Annotated in this window: 16 protein-coding genes; 7 read left to right on the forward strand and 9 right to left on the reverse strand. The window is 68.2% G+C overall.

All coding sequences use genetic code 11. The features are described 5' to 3' along the window. Window positions 1-5 precede the first annotated feature (5 nt). Genes nuoL through nuoN form a run of 3 tightly spaced genes read left to right on the forward strand, consistent with a single transcriptional unit; the run spans window position 6 to window position 5,102 of the window. Entirely contained in the window at window positions 6-1,892 is a 1,887-nt protein-coding gene (nuoL, locus tag OQ789_RS13930) for an NADH-quinone oxidoreductase subunit L (protein ID WP_324686504.1), read from the forward strand. A gap of 40 nt (window positions 1,893-1,932) precedes the next feature. Continuing rightward, window positions 1,933-3,516, forward strand: a complete 1,584-nt coding sequence (locus tag OQ789_RS13935) for an NADH-quinone oxidoreductase subunit M (protein WP_324686505.1) — start codon at window positions 1,933-1,935, stop codon at window positions 3,514-3,516. Continuing rightward, window positions 3,513-5,102 carry an NADH-quinone oxidoreductase subunit NuoN gene (gene nuoN / locus OQ789_RS13940; protein WP_324686506.1) on the forward strand — a complete coding sequence of 530 codons (1,590 nt, stop codon included), beginning with the start codon at window positions 3,513-3,515 and terminating at the stop codon, window positions 5,100-5,102. The genes OQ789_RS13935 and nuoN overlap by 4 nt, the downstream gene beginning before the upstream one ends. A gap of 2 nt (window positions 5,103-5,104) precedes the next feature. Here nuoN and OQ789_RS13945 read toward each other — a convergent pair whose 3' ends face one another. Genes OQ789_RS13945 through OQ789_RS13965 form a run of 5 tightly spaced genes read right to left on the reverse strand, consistent with a single transcriptional unit; the run spans window position 5,105 to window position 9,238 of the window. After that, a complete protein-coding gene (locus tag OQ789_RS13945) occupies window positions 5,105-5,569 on the reverse strand; it encodes a hypothetical protein (protein ID WP_324686507.1) in 465 nt (154 codons plus the stop codon). Further along, window positions 5,562-6,821 (reverse strand): DUF58 domain-containing protein, encoded by a 1,260-nt coding sequence (locus OQ789_RS13950; protein WP_324686508.1) that lies wholly within the window; start codon window positions 6,819-6,821, stop codon window positions 5,562-5,564. Before OQ789_RS13950 ends, OQ789_RS13945 begins: the two co-directional genes overlap by 8 nt. Further along, a complete protein-coding gene (locus OQ789_RS13955; RefSeq protein WP_324686509.1) occupies window positions 6,818-7,795 on the reverse strand; it encodes a MoxR family ATPase in 978 nt (325 codons plus the stop codon). Before OQ789_RS13955 ends, OQ789_RS13950 begins: the two co-directional genes overlap by 4 nt. 19 nt (window positions 7,796-7,814) lie before the next feature. Then, window positions 7,815-8,297, reverse strand: a complete 483-nt coding sequence (locus tag OQ789_RS13960) for a hypothetical protein (protein ID WP_324686510.1) — start codon at window positions 8,295-8,297, stop codon at window positions 7,815-7,817. Beyond that, the gene (locus tag OQ789_RS13965; protein WP_324686511.1) at window positions 8,294-9,238 is read right to left on the reverse strand and encodes a DUF4129 domain-containing protein; all 945 of its coding nucleotides are present in this window, start codon (window positions 9,236-9,238) and stop codon (window positions 8,294-8,296) included. Before OQ789_RS13965 ends, OQ789_RS13960 begins: the two co-directional genes overlap by 4 nt. A 197-nt stretch (window positions 9,239-9,435) precedes the next feature. Between OQ789_RS13965 and OQ789_RS13970 the strand changes: the two genes are divergently transcribed. Together OQ789_RS13970 and OQ789_RS13975 are read left to right on the forward strand one after the other, a co-directional pair. Further along, on the forward strand, window positions 9,436-10,857 hold the full coding sequence (locus OQ789_RS13970; protein WP_420716114.1) for an HNH endonuclease signature motif containing protein: 1,422 nt from the start codon (window positions 9,436-9,438) through the stop codon (window positions 10,855-10,857). 43 nt (window positions 10,858-10,900) lie between these two features. Further along, window positions 10,901-11,515 (forward strand): class I SAM-dependent methyltransferase, encoded by a 615-nt coding sequence (locus OQ789_RS13975; RefSeq protein ID WP_324686513.1) that lies wholly within the window; start codon window positions 10,901-10,903, stop codon window positions 11,513-11,515. Here OQ789_RS13975 and OQ789_RS13980 read toward each other — a convergent pair. Together OQ789_RS13980 and OQ789_RS13985 are read right to left on the reverse strand one after the other, a co-directional pair. Then, a complete protein-coding gene (locus tag OQ789_RS13980; protein WP_324686514.1) occupies window positions 11,502-12,437 on the reverse strand; it encodes an SDR family NAD(P)-dependent oxidoreductase in 936 nt (311 codons plus the stop codon). The two genes, OQ789_RS13975 and OQ789_RS13980, sit on opposite strands and share 14 nt — an antisense overlap. Beyond that, the gene (locus OQ789_RS13985; protein WP_324686515.1) at window positions 12,434-13,036 is read right to left on the reverse strand and encodes a TetR/AcrR family transcriptional regulator; all 603 of its coding nucleotides are present in this window, start codon (window positions 13,034-13,036) and stop codon (window positions 12,434-12,436) included. Before OQ789_RS13985 ends, OQ789_RS13980 begins: the two co-directional genes overlap by 4 nt. A 44-nt stretch (window positions 13,037-13,080) precedes the next feature. Here OQ789_RS13985 and OQ789_RS13990 point away from each other — a divergent pair, with 44 nt between their 5' ends. Together OQ789_RS13990 and OQ789_RS13995 are read left to right on the forward strand one after the other, a co-directional pair. Then, window positions 13,081-14,217, forward strand: a complete 1,137-nt coding sequence (locus OQ789_RS13990; protein WP_324686516.1) for a phosphotransferase family protein — start codon at window positions 13,081-13,083, stop codon at window positions 14,215-14,217. Continuing rightward, window positions 14,217-15,341, forward strand: coding sequence for a hypothetical protein (locus OQ789_RS13995; protein ID WP_324686517.1), 1,125 nt, complete (start codon window positions 14,217-14,219; stop codon window positions 15,339-15,341). The genes OQ789_RS13990 and OQ789_RS13995 overlap by 1 nt, the downstream gene beginning before the upstream one ends. Before the next feature lies 1 nt (window position 15,342). Here the strand turns inward: OQ789_RS13995 and OQ789_RS14000 are convergent, their stop codons facing one another. Continuing rightward, window positions 15,343-16,710: an LLM class flavin-dependent oxidoreductase gene (locus OQ789_RS14000; protein WP_324686518.1), complete on the reverse strand. Its 1,368-nt coding sequence runs from the start codon at window positions 16,708-16,710 to the stop codon at window positions 15,343-15,345. Then, window positions 16,707-18,032, reverse strand: a complete 1,326-nt coding sequence (locus tag OQ789_RS14005) for an MFS transporter (RefSeq protein ID WP_420716112.1) — start codon at window positions 18,030-18,032, stop codon at window positions 16,707-16,709. The genes OQ789_RS14000 and OQ789_RS14005 overlap by 4 nt, the downstream gene beginning before the upstream one ends. Window positions 18,033-18,133 lie beyond the last annotated feature (101 nt).

The following is an 18,133-nucleotide window of genomic DNA, read 5'->3' on the forward strand; positions in this document are numbered from 1 at the left end:
CCAACATGACCCACTACACTCCGCTGCTGGTCGCGCTGCCCTTGGCCGGTGCCGCAGTCCTGTTGTTCGGCGGCAGGCGCACCGACCGGTGGGGGCATTGGCTGGGCTGTGCCACCGCCCTCTCGGCGTTCGGTCTGGGCCTGGGCCTACTCTCCGAGCTTCTCGGCCGCGGCGCCGACGACCGCGTCATCCACCAGACGGTGTTCAGCTGGATTCCCGTCGGCCGGCTCCAGGTCGACCTCGGGCTGCAAATCGACCAGCTGTCGGTCTGTTTCGTCCTGCTGATCACCGGGGTCGGATCGCTGATCCACATCTATTCGGTCGCCTACATGGCCGAAGACCCCGACCGCCGAAGGTTCTTCGGCTACCTCAACCTGTTCCTGGCCTCGATGCTGCTGCTGGTCGTCGCCGACAACTACGTGGTGCTCTACGTCGGCTGGGAAGGTGTGGGCCTGGCGTCCTACCTGCTGATCGGCTTCTGGTACCACAAGCCCACGGCGGCCACCGCGGCCAAGAAGGCGTTCGTGATGAACCGGGTCGGCGATGCCGGCCTGGCCCTGGGAATGTTCTTGATGTTCAGCACCTTTGGCACCCTGTCGTATGCCGGGGTGTTCGCCGGCGCGCCCGCGGCGGGTCGGGGCGCGCTGACCGCCATGGGATTGCTCTTGCTGCTGGGCGCCTGCGCCAAGTCCGCCCAGGTCCCGCTGCAGGCCTGGCTGGGAGATGCCATGGAGGGCCCCACCCCGGTGTCGGCGCTGATCCACGCCGCCACCATGGTGACCGCCGGAGTGTATCTGATCGTGCGGTCCAACCCGCTGTACAATCTGTCGTCGGACGCACGGCTGGCCGTGGTCCTCGTGGGTGCGGTCACGCTGCTGCTCGGAGCGTTCATCGGGTGCGCCAAGGACGACATCAAGCGGGCGCTGGCGGCATCGACGATGAGTCAGATCGGCTACATGGTGCTCGCGGCCGGCCTCGGCCCGGCCGGTTACGCCTTCGCGATCATGCACCTGCTCACCCACGGTTTCTTCAAGGCCGGGTTGTTCCTCGGCTCCGGTGCGGTGATCCACGCGATGCACGAAGAGCAGAACATGCGTCGCTACGGCGGGCTGCGCAAGGCACTGCCGATCACGTTCGCGACGTTTGGACTGGGATATCTGGCGATCATCGGCGTGTGGCCCTTCGCGGGCTTCTTCTCCAAGGACGCGATCATCGAAGCCGCGCTGAACGAGGGCGGCGTCCAGGGCTACCTGCTGGGCGGTGCGGCGCTGCTGGGCGCCGGCGTCACCGCGTTCTACATGACGCGCGTGATGCTGATGACCTTCTTCGGCGAAAAGCGTTGGGCCCCGGGCGCTCACCCGCATGAGGCGCCGGCCCTGATGGCGTGGCCGATGATCCTGCTGGCTGTCGGCTCGGTGTTCTCCGGGGGCCTGCTGGCGGTGGGCGGCACGCTGCAGCACTGGCTCGAACCGGTTGTCGGCGTCCACGAAGAGTCCGGCCATGCGGTACCCGCCTGGGCTGTCAGCGCCGTGGCGCTCGTTTTGGTGGCGGTCGGCGTGGTGGTCGCCTATCTCCGGTACGGCCGGGCGCCCGTCGCGCGGGTCGCTCCGCTCTCCGTCTCGGCGTTGACAACGGCGGTGCGCAACGACTTCTACGGTGACGCCTTCAACGAGGAGGTCTTCATGCGCCCCGGCGCGCAACTGACCCACACGCTTGTCGAGGTCGACGACGCGGGTGTCGACGGTTCGGTCAACGCGCTGGCCGCGTTGGTCAGTGCGACGTCGAATCGGTTGCGCGGGCTGCAAACCGGCTTCGCCCGCAACTACGCGTTGTCGATGCTCACGGGCGCGGTGCTGGTGGTCGCGCTGATCCTGGCGGTGCGGCTGTGGTGATGCGCGCCGGTGACCGAAATGATGTTAAGGAGCGGCGTTCGTGAACAACGTCCCGTGGCTGAGCGTGCTGTGGCTGGTGCCGCTGGCCGGCTCCGTGCTGATCATCCTGATGCCGCCCGGGCTGCGACAGCTGGCCAAGTGGACCGGCCTGGGCGTCGGCCTGCTGACCCTGGCGGTGGCCGCCGTGGTCACCGCCGGATTCAAGACCGGCGGAGCGCCTTACCAATTCGTCGAAAAGCACCAGTGGATCCCGGCATTCGGCGCCGGCTACACCCTGGGCGTCGACGGCATCGCGGTGGTGCTGGTGCTGCTGACCGCGGTCCTTATTCCAGTGCTACAGGTGGCCGGCTGGAACGACGGAGGCGATCGCCCCCGCGGGGTGCAGGCCTACGTCGCCCTGACGCTGGCCATCGAGTCGATGGTGCTGATCTCGGTCGTCGCGCTCGACGTGTTGCTGTTCTATGTCTTCTTCGAGGCCATGCTCGTCCCGATGTACTTTCTGATCGGCGGTTTCGGCGGCGGGCCCGGCAGGTCGCGCGCGGCGGTGAAGTTCTTGCTGTATAACCTGTTCGGCGGTCTGATCATGCTGGCCGCGGTGATCGGGCTGTATGTGGTGACCGCGCAGCACGGTTCGGGCACCTTCGACTTCCGCGAGATCGTGGCGGGCGTCGCCTCGGGCCGTTACGGCGCGGACTCCGCGGTGTTCAAGGCGTTGTTCCTGGGCTTCATGTTCGCCTTCGCCATCAAGGCCCCGCTATGGCCGTTCCACCGCTGGCTGCCCGACGCCGCGGTCGAGGCCACCCCGGCCACCGCGGTGCTGATGATGGCGGTGATGGACAAGGTCGGCACCTTCGGCATGCTGCGTTACTGCCTGCAGCTGTTTCCCGGCGCCTCAACGTATTTCCGCCCGCTGATCGTGGTGCTGGCGGTCATCGGGGTGATCTACGGCGCGATCGTCGCGATCGGCCAGACCGACATCATGCGGTTGATCGCGTACACCTCGATCTCGCACTTCGGCTTCATCATCCTGGGCATCTTCGTGATGACGAGCCAGGGGCAGAGCGGGTCGACGCTGTACATGCTCAACCACGGCCTGTCCACCGCAGCGGTCTTCCTGATCGCCGGGTTCCTGATATCGCGGCATGGCAGCCGGGCGATCGCCGACTACGGCGGTGTGCAGAAAGTCGCGCCGATCCTGGCGGGCACCTTCCTCGTCTCGGCCATGGCCACCCTGTCGCTGCCGGGCCTGGCGCCTTTCATCAGCGAATTCCTGGTGCTGCTGGGCACTTTCAACCGGTACTGGCTGGCCGCCGGATTCGGGGTCACCGCGCTGGTCCTGTCGGCCGTCTACATGTTGTGGCTCTACCAGCGCGTGATGACCGGGCCGGTCGCCAGCGGCAACGAGAAGATCGGCGATCTGCGCGCGCGCGAATTGGTCGTCGTCGCACCGTTGATCGCGCTGCTGCTGGTGCTCGGCATCTACCCCAAACCCGTGCTCGACATCATCAATCCCGCCGTCGAGAACACCATGACCACCATCGGCCAGCACGACCCCAAGCCGGCCGTCCCGGTGGCGACGCCCAGACCGGCCGAACTACACCGGACCGCCGAAGGACCGCGATGACCCTCCCGACCCCGAGCATCCAGTACTTCCTGCTCTGCCCGACGCTCATCGTGTTCGGCGTCGCCGTGTTAGGTGTCCTGGCAGAGGCGTTCCTGCCCAGACGAATTCGCTATACCGGCCAGGTGGCGCTCTCGCTCGGCGGTTTGATCGCGGCGTTCGTCGCGGTCGTCGCCGTCAGCCGCTCGATCCCAAGCTCGGGGCGCACAGCGGTTTTGGGCGCCATGGCCATCGACCGACCGACGCTGTACCTACAGGGCACGATCCTGCTGGTGGCGGTCATGGCGGTCATCTTCATGGCCGAACGCACCCAGGCCGGCGCGGACAGCAGGGTGTCCGTGGGGGTCGGCACGGCCGGCTCGGGCGGCCTGGACGCCTTCACGCCGCAGGCGTCCGCGGTGCCCGACAGCGACGCCGAGCGCGAAGCGGAGCGGGCCGGGGCCGCCCAGACAGAGTTGTTCCCGCTGGCGCTGCTGTCGGTCGGCGGCATGATGGTCTTTCCCGCCTCCAACGACCTGCTGACCATGTTCGTCGCGCTGGAAGTACTGTCCCTGCCGCTGTACCTGATGTGCGGCCTGGCCCGTCATCGCCGCCTGCTCTCCCAGGAGTCGGCGATGAAATACTTTCTGCTGGGCGCGTTTTCGTCGGCCTTCTTCCTCTACGGCGTCGCCCTGCTCTACGGTGCGACCGGCACGCTGCTGCTGACCGGCATCCGCGATGGGCTCGCCGCGCGGGGCGATACGTCGATGGCGCTGGTCGGGGTCGCGCTGCTGTCGGTCGGCCTGCTGTTCAAGGTCGGCGCCGTTCCGTTCCACTCGTGGATTCCCGACGTGTACCAAGGCGCGCCCACCCCCATCACCGGGTTCATGGCCGCGGCCACCAAGGTCGCCGCTTTCGGTGCGCTGCTCCGGGTCGTCTATGTGGCGCTGCCGCCGCTGCACGACCAGTGGCGCCCGGTGCTGTGGACCATTTCCATCCTGACCATGGCGGTCGGCACCATCACCGCGGTGAACCAGACCGACGTCAAACGCATGCTGGCCTACTCGTCGGTCGCCCACGTCGGATTCATCCTCACCGGCGTCATCGCGGACAACCACACGGGCCTGTCCGCCACGTTGTTCTATCTGCTGGCCTACAGCTTCAGCACGGTCGGCGCGTTCGCCATCGTCGGCCTGATCCGCGACGCCGACGGAGTCGAGGACGCCACGCTGTCGCACTGGGCGGGGCTGGGACAGCGCTCACCCATTGTGGGCGTGATGTTTTCGATGTTCCTGTTGGCGTTCGCCGGCATCCCCCTGACGAGCGGATTCGTCAGCAAGCTCGCGGTGTTCAAGGCAGCCGCCCAGGGCGGTGCCGCGCCTCTGGTGATCGTCGGCGTGGTGGCCAGCGGGGTGGCCGCCTACTTCTATGTGCGGGTGATCGTGTCGATGTTCTTCACCGAAGCGACCGAGGACACCCCGCATGTGGTGGCGCCCGGCATCTTGAGCAAGGCAGCCATCGCGGTGTGCGCCGCGGTCACCGTCGCGTTGGGTATCTTCCCGCAGCCCCTGCTCGATCTGGCCGACCGGGCCGCCGAGCTGCTGCACTGACGTCAGCTCACGAACGGGCGGACGGCCAGCAGGTAGATCAGCAATGCCCCCAGCGGGGCCGCCAACGGTAACCAGGGCAACTGCAACGGAAACGACGTCGCCACCAGCCCCGCGAACGTAAACCCCACGGCGCCAACGGCGGTCGCCCGGCTGTTCAGCACCACCGCGGCGAAAGCGCCGGCCGCATGGCGGCATACCAGGTAGGCGGCAGCGCACAGGCCGGCCAGCGCGACCGAGATCGGGGGTGGGTCGCACAGCATGACGGTGATCGCCGCCAATAACACGGCAACCGTTGCGGCGCGGCGCAATACCGTCCCAACACCCACCGCGATCAGCGCCGCCACCCAGGCGACTGCGCCGGGTCCGGGCCGGCCGCCGGCCGCCAGCACCACCATGAGCAGACCGAAACCCGTCGCGAACGCGGGCGCCCCCGCGCGCGCCAGCACGTGCGCCCCGCCGTTATCCACGAAGCCTCCCCCGCACCCGCCGGCGGCGATCCGGGAGCACACCCATGGACTGCTCCAGACCGCTGTCACCCGGCCACGACACCACGTCCACACCGATGGTGGCCATGTCGCGATACATCGCGGATCGCTGCAGCGCCCACATCCGATCCACCAGGGGATCCTGTTGGTCTTCGAACGGCGAACCGTCGAGGATGTCGACGGCCAGCACGACATGGCCACGCTTGCGCAGATCGATGAGAGCCAAAGCGAATTCGGTGTCGAGCAGCGTGGAGAACGCGACGACGATCGCACCGGCGGGCACCGCTGCGCGCGGCGCCAGGGTGCCCGTGGTGTGTTCGAACCGGTCACCGGCGTTCAGGACGGTGTCGAGCACGCGATAGAACTGTCGCTGCCCGATGTCGGCACCCAGCCAGCGCGGCTGGTTGCCCCCGAGGGCGACGATGCCGGCCCGGTCACCGTGGCGCAACGCGGTCTGCACCACTTGCGCCGCCCCCCGCACGAGGCGTTCGGTGGCCTCGGTCGCCGGACCGGCGGGCTGCCGGTACCCGTCGATCAAGACCACCACATCGGCGGCGCGGTCGGTCAGCCGCTGTGTCACGTGCAGTCGTCCGCGGCGCGCGCTCACCGGCCAGTTCACCGCGCGCAGTTGGTCGCCGGGCACGTAGGGGCGGATGTCGGCGTATTCAACGCCCGGGCCGACATGCCGGGTCAGGTGGGCGCCCAGCCGGTCGAGCAGCTCGGTCTGCGGGATGGGCGTCGGCTGTGGCGGCGTCAACGGGAACACAATCACCTCGGCGGCCCCGACCCTGGCCGTTCCGGTGAGCAGCCCTCCGCGCACGACGACGTCGACACGGGCCCCGATGCGATACCGACCCCAGCGCAGCGCGGTCGCCGTGACCGTTTTCGCCTGGCCCGCACCGGATTCGGCAACCTCAAGCTCCATGCCAGCGATGTCGGGGACCGTGACCCGGACCACCGCCGCCCCGTCTTCTTCCGTTGCCCATAGCCTGACCTGAGCCTGCTCGTTCTCGAAGCAGCGCTGGGCGTCGGGCTCGCCGTGCACCCGAATCGTCGGGACCGGCCGCTGCCAGCTGATCGAGCACAGCACGCCGAGCAGAGGCGCCGCGAAGGCGATCAGCTGCCACCGGGCGCCGATCACGGCGGCGGCCATCGTAAAGCCCGCGCAGGTGGCGATCGCCCGCGTCAATTCCGATGCGCGCCAGCTGAACTCGGCCGTCACGCTGGACGTCATCCGGTCTCCTGAGGGCCGGCGCCGGTCCGCGGCACCGGCAGCCGATGCAGCAACTCTCCGATGACGTCGGCACCCTGGATCTTTCGCACCCACATTTCCGGGCGCAGGGTGATGCGGTGCGAGATCGCTGCGATGGCAAGGGCTTTCACATCCTCGGGGATGACGTAGTCGCGACCGAGCAGCAGCGCCCGGGCGCGGGCAAGCTGCACCAGGTCGAGTTCGGCGCGTGGGCTGGCGCCGACCGCCACCTGCGGATGGTGTCGCGTCGCGTTGGCCAGCGACACCACGTAGTGCAGGACGTCTTCGTGCACGGTCACCTGCTCGACGGATTCACGCATGGCCAGCAGGTCGTGTGCGTCAACCACCTGGTTGACCGTCGGTTCGGCCGATCCGCGCTCGAGGCGGCGGCGCAGCATCGACGTCTCGTCCTGCTCGCTGAGGTACCGCAGTTCCAGCCGGATCGCGAACCGATCGAGTTGCGCCTCGGGCAGCGGATACGTGCCCTCGTACTCGATCGGGTTGTCGGTGGCCAGGACGATGAAAGGGTTTGGCAGCTGGTGTGTTTCGCCGTCGATACTGACCTGGCCTTCGGCCATCGCCTCCAGCAGGGCCGCCTGGGTTTTCGGGGGCGTGCGATTGATCTCGTCGGCCAGCAGCAAGTTGGTGAAGATGGGGCCGGGCCGGAACGCAAAGCGGCCGGACTGCATGTCGTAGATCGTCGAGCCCAGCAGGTCCGCCGGCAACAGATCCGGCGTGAACTGCACGCGGGTGAACTGCAGACCCAGCGCGGCGGCAAAGGATCTCGCGATCAGTGTCTTGCCCAGGCCGGGCAGGTCTTCGATCAGGATGTGGCCGCGGGCGAGGACCGTGGTGAGGATGAGCCGCAGCGCGGAGCGTTTTCCCACCACCACGCTTTCGATTTCGTCGAGAACCGCCTCGCAGTGGGCGGTTGTGGTTGCGGCCGGCAGCGTCATGTTGGGATCGCGCCTCCTGTCATACTTGCTCCAGCTTTTGCAGAATCTCTTGCAGCGCCGCACGGCCCGGTCCTGGTTGGTGGCCACCGCTGCGTGTGACGTTGTTGGGATTGACCCACTCCCACAGTTCCGTACCGAAGAGCATGCGCCCGGTTGCGTGGTAGGACACAGGATCTTTGGACTGCCGCTGGCCCGTGGTCATCTCGTAGCGACGCGCGAGCATCGGGCGCAGATGCCGGTCCCAATCGGTCCGGCTGGAGTCCGACCACCGGATCGTCGTCTCGGTGGTGGAAAGCCAGCGGCGCAACGAATCTCCAAGATCGTCGGCGTCCGGCTCCACGCCGGCATTGAGCCCGCGCGCCAGGGCACGACGGAGGCTGAGCAGCACCAGAGCCAGGCCGACGCCGGAGGCCATCAGCACCCATCGCCGGTCGTGCTGCGTCAGTGCCAGCAGTTCGACGCCGATGATGAGGCAAACACCCAGGGAAATGATCTTTTTCATGCGGCGCTCCGCGAGCCCAGCTCGTCGAGGACCAGCCGGAGGACCTGTACCGCGACGTCGCGGTGTCCCTCGTTCATCACGTGCGGGCTGAACCGCGCCTCGGCGAACAGGATCACCAATTGGACGGCGTTGTCGGCGTGCAGGGCGTGGTGCTCGACCGCGCGGGCCAGCACCTCGCTCGCCGTGTCGAATTCCTGCGGAACGGCGCCGGGAACCTGTGCGAGTTCGCGTTCCATGGCCGCGTAGCACGCGATGATCGCCTCTCGCGGCTCGCGGCTCAGGTCGGTCATCTCCGCCAGTCCACGTTCGGCGGCTCGCGCCAGTGATTCCGAATGCGCCTCGGGCGCCGGGGGTTTCGACGGCCCGTCGGCGACTCCGGGGGGCGCCGGGGTTCGGCGCCGGCGCGTCGCGGCGACCGTGCCGGCGACGAGCGTGACCAACATGACGACCGTGGAAACCAGCAGGACCCCGAGCAGGTTCTGCGAGCCGTCGCGAGGAGGGGGTTGATGCTGCGGCGGCGGCTGCGGTGCAGGCGGGCGCGTCGAGGGCGCCGCACCGCCGTCGGACGGTACGGCGGCGGGAACCACGCCGTGGGCCAGCAACCGGGCCAGCAACATCACGATCAGCAACCAGGCGACGATCACGGCGAGTCCGATCAGCAACACCCGCCAGCTCGGTCGTCCCTTACCCGTCCCGAGCATGTCGGACAGACTGCCGGCACTCGGCGCGGTAGCGCGCGGGTCGCGCAACCGCGCCACCACGGCGACCGCGAGCAGCGCGAGCGTCACGGCCAGGACCGCGACCACGAAGGCCAGCGCAGCCTGGCCGCCCGATTCACTGCGCATCGCGTCGTGGCGCGTGGGGAGATAGCCGCGCAGGGCGGCAGCGACCACGAACAGCAGCACGATCAGGGCAACGACCCGCCCTGTCGGCTTGTCCATACCAGGCATTGGCACACCACTCGATTGGTTGCCTGCCGCCGTGGCGGCACTGACTTTTCTCATAGTTGCACGTCAGGGGGTCCTCGTACCAGGACCGGCGTTCGTGGTTATCCACAGTCGGCCGTTCATTCACATCTTTTCCCGGCCCGCTGGTATTCGAACAGATGTGCTATAGCGTTGAGCGTGTGGGTCCTCTGATGAACGCGGAACAGGCGCGGGAGCGAATCTGCTCCGCGCTCGAGTCCATCGATGCGGCCCACGAGGTGCTGCGTCAGACCCCGTCGGGGGTGGTCGGCAACGCATTTCGGGTTGATCTCGCTGAACGGCTGGAGGCCCAGGACCGCCTCAATCGGGGTCTGATGTACCGGGTCTTCGGCGAGATCGCCGACCCGCCGGACGAGGCCGGGTGCGTGCCGGCAGTGCGCAGCACGTTGTGGGCGCGGCTTCGCATCACGCCCAAAGAAGTCACCCGCCGCTTCAGGCTCGCCGCCCGTCTGCGGCCGCGGCGTTCGCTGACCGGCGTGCCATTAGCACCGGAGCTGCCGGAGCTGGCCGCGGCGGTGGACGCCGGAGCGGTCGGCGAGGACCACATCCGGGCCGTGTGCGCCGCCGTCGACGCGTTGCCCGTCTGTGTCTCTCCGGCCGATGTGGCCGAGGCGGAGCGCACGCTGGTGCGGCACGCAGCCAAGCTCGACGCCGCCGTGGTCACCAAGCTTGGCCATCGGATTGCCGACTATCTCAATCCCGACGGCCGTTTCAGCGACGGCGATCGCGCCCGTCGTCGCGGAGTGCACCTGAGTCCACAGGGACCCGACGGGATGTCGCGGCTCACCGGCCTGCTGGATCCCGAGGCCCGCGCCTACTTCGAAGCACTCGAGGCAGCGGTGCGGCCCGGTCGCCATCAACCCGATCGCCCCGACGGCGATCCCGAGGGACACGACGATCGCACGCCGGCCCAGCGCTGCCATGACGCCCTGAAGCTCGGCCTCGAAATCGCCGTCGGCTCCGGCGGTCTCGGGACACACCGCGGGCATCCCGTCACCGTGATCGCCACCACCACCCTGGCCGAACTCAACCAAGCGGCGCACGCCGCGGCCGACCCGTCGATCCCGATGCCGGCCCCGGCGCGCACCGGCGGCGGTTCGCGACTGCCGATGCCGAATTTGATCCGGATGGCCGCCGACGCGATTCACTACCTCGCGGTGTTCGACGAGCACACCGGCCGCCCGTTGTACCTCGGCCGCCAAAAACGCATCGCCACCGCCGATCAACGGCTCGTCTGCTACGCCCGGGACCGTGGCTGCACCCACCCCAACTGCCTCGAACCCGGCTACCACAGCGAGGTGCATCACGCCCGCGAATGGGCAGACGGGGGCCGGACCGATGCGGACAACCTGTTCTTCGCCTGCGGACCCGACCACGGCGCGGTGGGCCGGGGCGAATGGCGCACGGTGGTGGGCCGCGATGGACGCCTCGGCTGGACGGACGGCGACGGACCGCCCGTCGTCAACCATGCACACCATCCCGACGAGCTGCTGCGCGGCGATCCCGACCCGCCTGACGGGGATCCGGACTCGCCTGAGGCCAATCCCGACCCGCCCGAACAAGCGGGCGACTGAGATGGTCCCACCACCTCAACCCGGCCGGTGGGACACTCAGCACGTGCCGCCATACCGGGATGTGGACGCGTACAACGACCGCGCCACGGGTTACGAACGCGGGTGGCGGGGCCGCCTGCACCGCCAGATCGCGGACCGGACCGCCGTCCTGACGGTGGAGACCGGTGCCGCTCCTCAGAGGGTGCTCGACGTGGGCTGCGGGACCGGTTATCTCCTGCGATCGCTGGCCCAGCTTTACCCCGGGGCCGAGTTACTGGCCGGCATCGACGCAGCACCCCAAATGATCACGCTCGCAAAGGCTCTCGCGGACGACGATCGTCTGACCTTCAGCCGTGGGGTGGCCGAGGAGATAGGTCACCCCGACGAGACGTTCGACTTGATCGTCAGCACGACATCATTCGATCACTGGTCTGACCAGCTGGCGGGGCTCGCCGAGTGCGCCCGTGTGCTGCGGCCCGGAGGCCGGCTGGTGCTCGTCGATCAGTTGTCGCGATGGCTGGTACCGACGCTGGCCGGCAGTCGCCGCGGCAAAGCCCGCACCCCGCGCCGCGCCGAGCGCCTGCTGACGCGGGCGGGATTCCAGTCCGTGCGGTGGCACAAGGTGCAAACCATGATCATCAACGCGGCGACGGCGACAAAGCCGGCTAGCCCACCGTGAAGGGCCGGAAGCTGCCGTCGAGAACCTGGAGGTGACCGATGGTGCGTCCGGTGACCCTGCCTGCATCGACCAGAGCCAACTCGACCGCCGCGCGGGCGAATTCGTCCTCGGACGCAGTCTCATCGAAATTGCGGGCATAGAACGAAAGGCCCGGCGTGAGAATCGGTTTCGACGGCGAGAGTGCGTTGACCGCGATGTTGTGGTCGGCGAGGTCGAATGCGGCGCATTGGGTCAGGTGCTCAAGCGCGGCCTTGGAGCCGCCGTAGCCGGGCAACACCCCGCCGCTGCGATCGGCATACGGGCCATCGCCGGGCAGTCGCGACGCGACCGAGGTGATGTTGACGATCGAGCCGCCGCCCGCCTCGATCATGTCGGGGCACACCAATTGCATCAGCTCGTACGCCGCGAACACCGCGATGTCGAAATGCCGGCGGTACGCGTGCAGGGGCGTGCTGACGAACCCCGGCCAGCCCGGCTTGGCCCCGCCCGCCGGTTTGGCCCCACCCGCGGGTTTGGCCCCGCCCGCCGGTTTGGCCCCACCCGCGGGTTTGGCCGCTTTGCCACGCGGCTGCGCGCCGGGTTCCGGTGGCCGCCCCGGCGCGGTGAACGCCGCGTTGTTGACCAGAATCCCAATGGGGCCCAACGCTTCTCGCGCAGACTCCACCAAACGGGCGATTTGGTCGCGGTCGGTCAAATCGGCGCGGACCGCGACGGCACGCACGCCGGCCGTCTCGATATCGGCGACCGTCTCGCCGATGGTCCCGGGCAGCCGGTCATCCCATACTTCTTCGGTGCGCCCGGCAACCGCCACCGCCGCACCGTCGGCCGCGAGGGCCAGCGCGATCGCGCGGCCGAGCCCGCGGCTGGCGCCTGTGACGATTGCGGTGCGGCCGACCAGACGGCCCGCAGGACGACCCGTCATCGCCGCACCCCGTGCACGACAATCGCCGTGGTCTGCTCCACCCAGGCCTCGTCGAGTTGTTCTTCCGGGCGCAACAGCGTCCGCAGCATCGTCGCTCCCCCAATCAGCTCGATCAATCGTTCCGGATCCACATCGGGATGGGCTTCGCCCCGGTCCACAGCCTCACGCAGGCGCACCCGCACCGCGGTGAACAAGTCCACGAATCGCGCCGCGACGCGCGCGTTGAGCGCGGGGTCGGCGGTCATGTCGGCAACCAGACCGGGCAGCGCGGCACGCACCACCGGGGTGGTGAACACGTCGCGGGTGGCCTCGATCATCATCCGCACGTCGGCCGCGATGTCCCCGGCCGGCGACTCCAGCGCGGTCGGGGCCGTTGGGAAGGCCGCCTCGTGCACCAATTCGGCCTTGCTCGACCACCGCCGGTACAGCGCGGATTTCGTAGTGCCGGCCCGCTCGGCGACGGCGGCGAGACTGATATTGGAATAACCCGTCTGGACAAGCAGTTCCGCGGTCGCCGCCAGGATCGCCGAGTCGATGCGCGGATCGCGCGGGCGCCCAGCGCCGGACGCCTTGTCAAGGGCGGACGGGTCTGCTTTCATAACGCTACCTACCGTATCGTAATTGCCTCGAGAAGGGGGCACGTGTGGCCAACGAACCAATGCCGGGCAACGTCGAGCGACTTCAGCGCTCCAGCCGCGACGTCAGCACCGTGCCGGCGGTGATGTCGAAATGGCTATCGACCCAGTTGCCCGCCGCGGCAAAACCCGAGGTCACCGTGGAAAGTGGCGTGGACTCGACGGGCATGTCGTCGGAGACCATCATCCTGACGGCCCGCTGGCAGCAGGACGGGACGCCGATCGAGCAGAAGCTCGTCGCGCGGGTGGCACCCACCGCCGAGGACGTGAAGGTGTTTCCGACGTACCGGCTCGACCACCAATTCGACGTGATCCGCAAAGTCGGCGAACTCACCGACGTCCCGGTCCCGCGGGTGCGCTGGATCGAGACCACGGGCGACGTGTTGGGCACGCCGTTTTTTGTGATGGACTACGTCGACGGCCTCGTGCCACCCGACGTGATGCCGTACACCTTCGGCGGCAACTGGTTCGCCGACGCGCCGGTCGCCCAGCAGCGACAGCTGCAGGACGCAACCGCCGGAGTGCTGGCGGCACTGCACTCAATTCCCAACGCGGAGACAACGTTCGGCTTCCTCACCGACGGCCAGACCGGTGACACCGCGCTACGCAAGCACTTCAATTGGGTGAAATCCTGGTATGCGTTCGCCGTTCCCGACATCGGTCCCTCACCGCTGATCGAGCGGACGTTCAACTGGCTGCAAGACAATTGGCCGGCCGAGGAGGACTCGCGCGAACCGGTCCTGCTCTGGGGCGACGCCCGAGTCGGCAACGTGTTGTACCGCGACTTCACGCCGGTGGCGGTGTTGGACTGGGAGATGGTGACGCTCGGGCCGCGCGAGCTCGACGTCGCTTGGATGATCTACGCGCACATGGTCTTTCAGGAGCTCACCGGCCTGGCGGGATTGCCGGGCCTGCCCGAGGTCATGCGGGAGGAGGACGTCCGCGCCACCTACCAGAAACTGACCGGGGTCGACATCGGCGACCTGCGCTGGTTCTACGTCTACTCGGGCGTGATGTGGGCGTGCGTGTTCATGCGCACCGGCGCCCGGCGGGTGCACTTCGGTGAAACCGAGAAGCCCGACGATGTCGAATCGCTCTTCTACCACGCCGGCTTGATGAAGCGCCTTATCGGAGAGGATCAGTAATGCCCCATATGTTGGGCCCAATGGACGAGTTCCCGGTACATCAGGTCCCCCAGCCGATCGCGTGGCCGGGATCCTCGGATCGCAACTTCTACGACCGCGCCTACTACAACGCCCACGATCGCACCGGCAACATCTTCGTGATCAGCGGCATCGGCTACTACCCCAACCTGGGCGTCAAGGACGCGTTCTTCCTTGTCCGGCGCGGGGACACCCAGACGGCGGTGCACCTGTCCGACGCTATCGACCAGGACCGGCTGAACCAGAACGTGATGAACTACCGGATCGAGGTCATCGACCCGTTGCGCAAGCTGCGGCTGGTGCTCGACGAAACCGAGGGCATCGCAGCCGATCTCACCTGGGAGGGCCTGTTCGACGTCGTGCAGGAGCAACCCCACCTGATGCGGTCGGGCAACCGGGTGACTCTCGACGCGCAGCGCTTCGCCCAACTCGGCAGCTGGAGCGGGCGCATCCGCATCGACGGCGAGGAGATCGCCGTCGACCCCAACACCTGGCTGGGCAGCCGCGACCGGTCCTGGGGCATCCGCCCGATCGGCGAACCCGAACCCGCGGGCCGGCCCGCCGATCCGCCGTTCGAGGGCATGTGGTGGCTCTATGTGCCGATCGCGTTCAAGGAATTCGCGATCGTGCTGATCATCCAGGAGGAGCCCAATGGGTTCCGCTCACTCAACGACTGCACCCGGGTGTGGCGCGACGGCCGCGTCGAGCAGCTGGGCTGGCCGCGAGTCAAGATCCACTACCGCTCCGGCACCCGCATCCCGACCGGCGCGACGATCGACGCCACCACTCCCGACGGCGGCCCGGTGCACTTCGACGTCGAGTCCAAACTGCCGGTGCCCATTCACGTCGGAGGCGGCTACGGCGGCGACTCCGACTGGATACACGGGATGTGGAAGGGCGAAAAGTTCGCCGAGCGCCTCACTTACGACATGACCGACCCGGCCATCATCGCGCGGGCGGGCTTCGGTGTGATCGACCACGTCGGCCGCGCTGTCTGCCGCGACGGCGACGCGGAGCCGGTCGAGGGCTGGGGCCTGTACGAGCACGGAGCGCTGGGCCGACACGACCCGTCCGGCTTCAAGGATTGGCTGACGGTCGCGCCGTAATTCAGCGGCGGTAGGCCGCGCCGGGGTGGTCGTCGCGCAGCAGCGGCCCGGCGGCGCCGAGCCGCTGACGCAGCGTGCAACGCGACGGACGCTCGGGGACGCGTCCCCGTCGGCGCAGCTCGGGGACAACGAAATTCGCGAAGTCGACGAAGGTGCCCGGCGTCGTCACGTAGGCGAGATTGAACCCGTCCACGTCGGCCTCGGCGACCCACCGCTCGAGTTCGTCGGCCACCTCGGTTGGCGAACCCACCAGCACCGGTCCGCGGCCACCGATCCCGATCTCGTCGGCCAGCTCCCGCACCGTCCAGGCGCGGTCCGGCGCGGCGGTGGTGAACGAGGCCAGCGCCGAGCGGTTGGCGTCGGTCTCGATGTATTCCAGCGGTTCGCCGGGGTCGCGTTCGGCCAGGTCGACCCCGGTCCAGCCGCCGAACAGGGCGAGTGCGCCCGCGGGGCTGACGCACCGCCGGTATTCACCCAGCTTGGCGACGGCCTCGTCGTGGGTCTCGGCGACGACGGGGGTCACCATGGTGAACACCTTGATCGAGCGCGGGTCGCGGCCCAGCTCGGCGGCGGCATTCCGCAACGCCCGCACCGGGCCCCGCACGATCTGCGGTGTCGGGCCCGAGACGAAGACCGCCTCGGCGTGGGCCGCCGCGAACCGCACGCCCCGCGGCGACGCCCCCGCCTGAAACAACACCGGGGTACGTTGCGGCGACGGCTCGCACAGGAACGGACCGGGCACCGAGAAATAGCGGCCCTTGTGCTCGACGTCGTGCACCTTGGCCGGGTCGGTGAACACTCCCCTCCCCACGTCACGGACTACGGCATCCGCCTCCCATGACCCTTCCCACAGCTTGTAGCAGACCTCGAGGTACTCATCGGCGATCTCGTAACGCTGGTCGTGTGGGATCTGGGCGTCCAGGCCCAAATTCCTTGCGGCGCTGTCTAAATAGGAAGTGACGATGTTCCACGCCACCCGGCCGCCGGTCAGGTGGTCCAGCGTCGACAGCCGGCGGGCCAGCGCGTAGGGCTGCTCGTAGGTCAGCGACAGGGTGATCCCGAAGCCCAGGCTCTCGGTCACCGCCGCCATCGCCGAGACCGCGGCGGTCGGGTCGTTGACCGGAAACTGGGCGGCGTCGATCACCGCCGCGTCCCGCGAGCCCCCGTACACGTCGTACACCCCGAGCACGTCGGCGAGAAACAAGGCGTCGAACCCACCGGCCTCCAGGATGCGGGCCAGGTCGGTCCAGTAGCCCAGTTCCCGATAGCGGTAACCCTGATCGTCGGGATGCCGCCACAACCCCGCGGACTGATGCCCGACACAGGCCATGTCGAAGGCGTTCACAAAGATCCTGCGCGACGTACTCATCCGATGTGATCCTCACGCGTCTCGCGCGCCGAACACGCGGCGGCGACCGTGATCGCCGCCAGCACCGCGAAGTACGCCACGATCAGCCACGGCCGGCCGCCGCCGACCACCAACAACGAAGCGGCGATCAACGGCGCGAACCCTCCCGACAGCACGGCGCCGATCTGATAACCGAGCGACGCGCCGCTGTAGCGCACCCGGGTGCCGAACAGTTCGGCGAACCAGGCCGCCTGCGGGCCATACATCGCATCGTGAACGACGTTGACACCGAACACGATTGCCAGCACCACGAATAGCGCCGACCCGCTGTCTGCGGCCAGGAAGAACAACACCAGCGCAGCGACTCCGGTTAGCGCGCCGAACAGATACGGCGGCCGCCGCCCCACCCGGTCCGACAGCAGCGCCCAGCCCGGCGTGCTGAGCAACCCGAGGGCCGAGGAGACCAGCACCGCGATCAGACCCACGGCGCTGCCCTTGCCGAATGAATCCTGAAGATAGGTAAGCGAATACGTCGTCAACAAGACGAAAAGCCCGATCTGGGACAGCCGCAATGCGGTGGTGATGACCACGTTGCGCGAGTCGGTGCGCAGCACCTCCACTATCGGCAGCCGGGCCAGCGCGTCGCGCCGCTTGAGCCGCTCGAAGGTTTCCGCATCTGTCAGCTTCAGCCGGACGAGCAGACCGATGCCGACTAGAAAGATGCTGAGCAGGAAGGGGATTCGCCATCCATATGTGAGGAATTCCGGCCCGGTTGCCTTGCGGGCGAGGAAGAACACCGAGGTCGCCAGCAGCATGCCGGCCGGGGAACCCAACTGGGTGAAACTGCCGAACAATCCGCGACGATCGGGCGGTGCGTGCTCCACCGAGAGCACCGCGGCACCACCCCATTCGGCGCCTACGGCGAAACCCTGTACCAGGCGCAGCGACGCCAGCAGGGCCGGCGCCGGCAGCCCGGCCTCTGCATAGGTCGGCAGCGCGCCGATCGCGGTGGTGACCAGGCCCATCCCCACCAGCGCGCCCACCAGGACTGCCTTGCGGCCGAACCGGTCGCCGACGTGCCCGGCCACGACCGCGCCGAGGGGGCGGGCCCCGAATCCGGCGGCGTAGGTGGCGAACGAGGCCAACGTTCTCGCGGTGGGTGAGACATTCGGGAAGAAAAGCGGTTTGAAGACCAGCGCCGCTGCGGTCGCGTACAGGTAGAAGTCGTACCACTCGATGGTGGTGCCGATCATGCCGCCCAGGGCCACGGTGCGCGGGTTCGGCGCGGTGCCGGCGACCACGGCCGAACTGGCGGGGCCGGCGGCGGGACTATTGGAAAGCACGTGGCGGCAGCGTAATTAATATAGTGAGCTCGGCATACGTTTGCCATCGCCGTGAGGCAGAACGTCCGGCAGCCAGCTTGGAGAAATTGCGGTGAAACCCG

This window comes from Mycobacterium sp. 94-17, from assembly GCF_035617725.1.
Classification (GTDB): domain Bacteria; phylum Actinomycetota; class Actinomycetes; order Mycobacteriales; family Mycobacteriaceae; genus Mycobacterium.

Coding starts and splice junctions, on each gene's coding strand:
- nuoL (WP_324686504.1), top strand. CDS start 6: ATGACCCACTACACTCCGCTGCTGGTCGCGCTGCCCTTGGCCGGTGCC.
- nuoN (WP_324686506.1), top strand. CDS start 3,513: ATGACCCTCCCGACCCCGAGCATCCAGTACTTCCTGCTCTGCCCGACG.
- OQ789_RS13950 (WP_324686508.1), bottom strand. CDS start 6,821: ATGACGTCCAGCGTGACGGCCGAGTTCAGCTGGCGCGCATCGGAATTG.
- OQ789_RS13955 (WP_324686509.1), bottom strand. CDS start 7,795: ATGACGCTGCCGGCCGCAACCACAACCGCCCACTGCGAGGCGGTTCTC.
- OQ789_RS13960 (WP_324686510.1), bottom strand. CDS start 8,297: ATGAAAAAGATCATTTCCCTGGGTGTTTGCCTCATCATCGGCGTCGAA.
- OQ789_RS13965 (WP_324686511.1), bottom strand. CDS start 9,238: ATGGACAAGCCGACAGGGCGGGTCGTTGCCCTGATCGTGCTGCTGTTC.
- OQ789_RS13970 (WP_420716114.1), top strand. CDS start 9,436: ATGAACGCGGAACAGGCGCGGGAGCGAATCTGCTCCGCGCTCGAGTCC.
- OQ789_RS13980 (WP_324686514.1), bottom strand. CDS start 12,437: ATGACGGGTCGTCCTGCGGGCCGTCTGGTCGGCCGCACCGCAATCGTC.
- OQ789_RS13985 (WP_324686515.1), bottom strand. CDS start 13,036: ATGAAAGCAGACCCGTCCGCCCTTGACAAGGCGTCCGGCGCTGGGCGC.
- OQ789_RS13995 (WP_324686517.1), top strand. CDS start 14,217: ATGCCCCATATGTTGGGCCCAATGGACGAGTTCCCGGTACATCAGGTC.
- OQ789_RS14000 (WP_324686518.1), bottom strand. CDS start 16,710: ATGAGTACGTCGCGCAGGATCTTTGTGAACGCCTTCGACATGGCCTGT.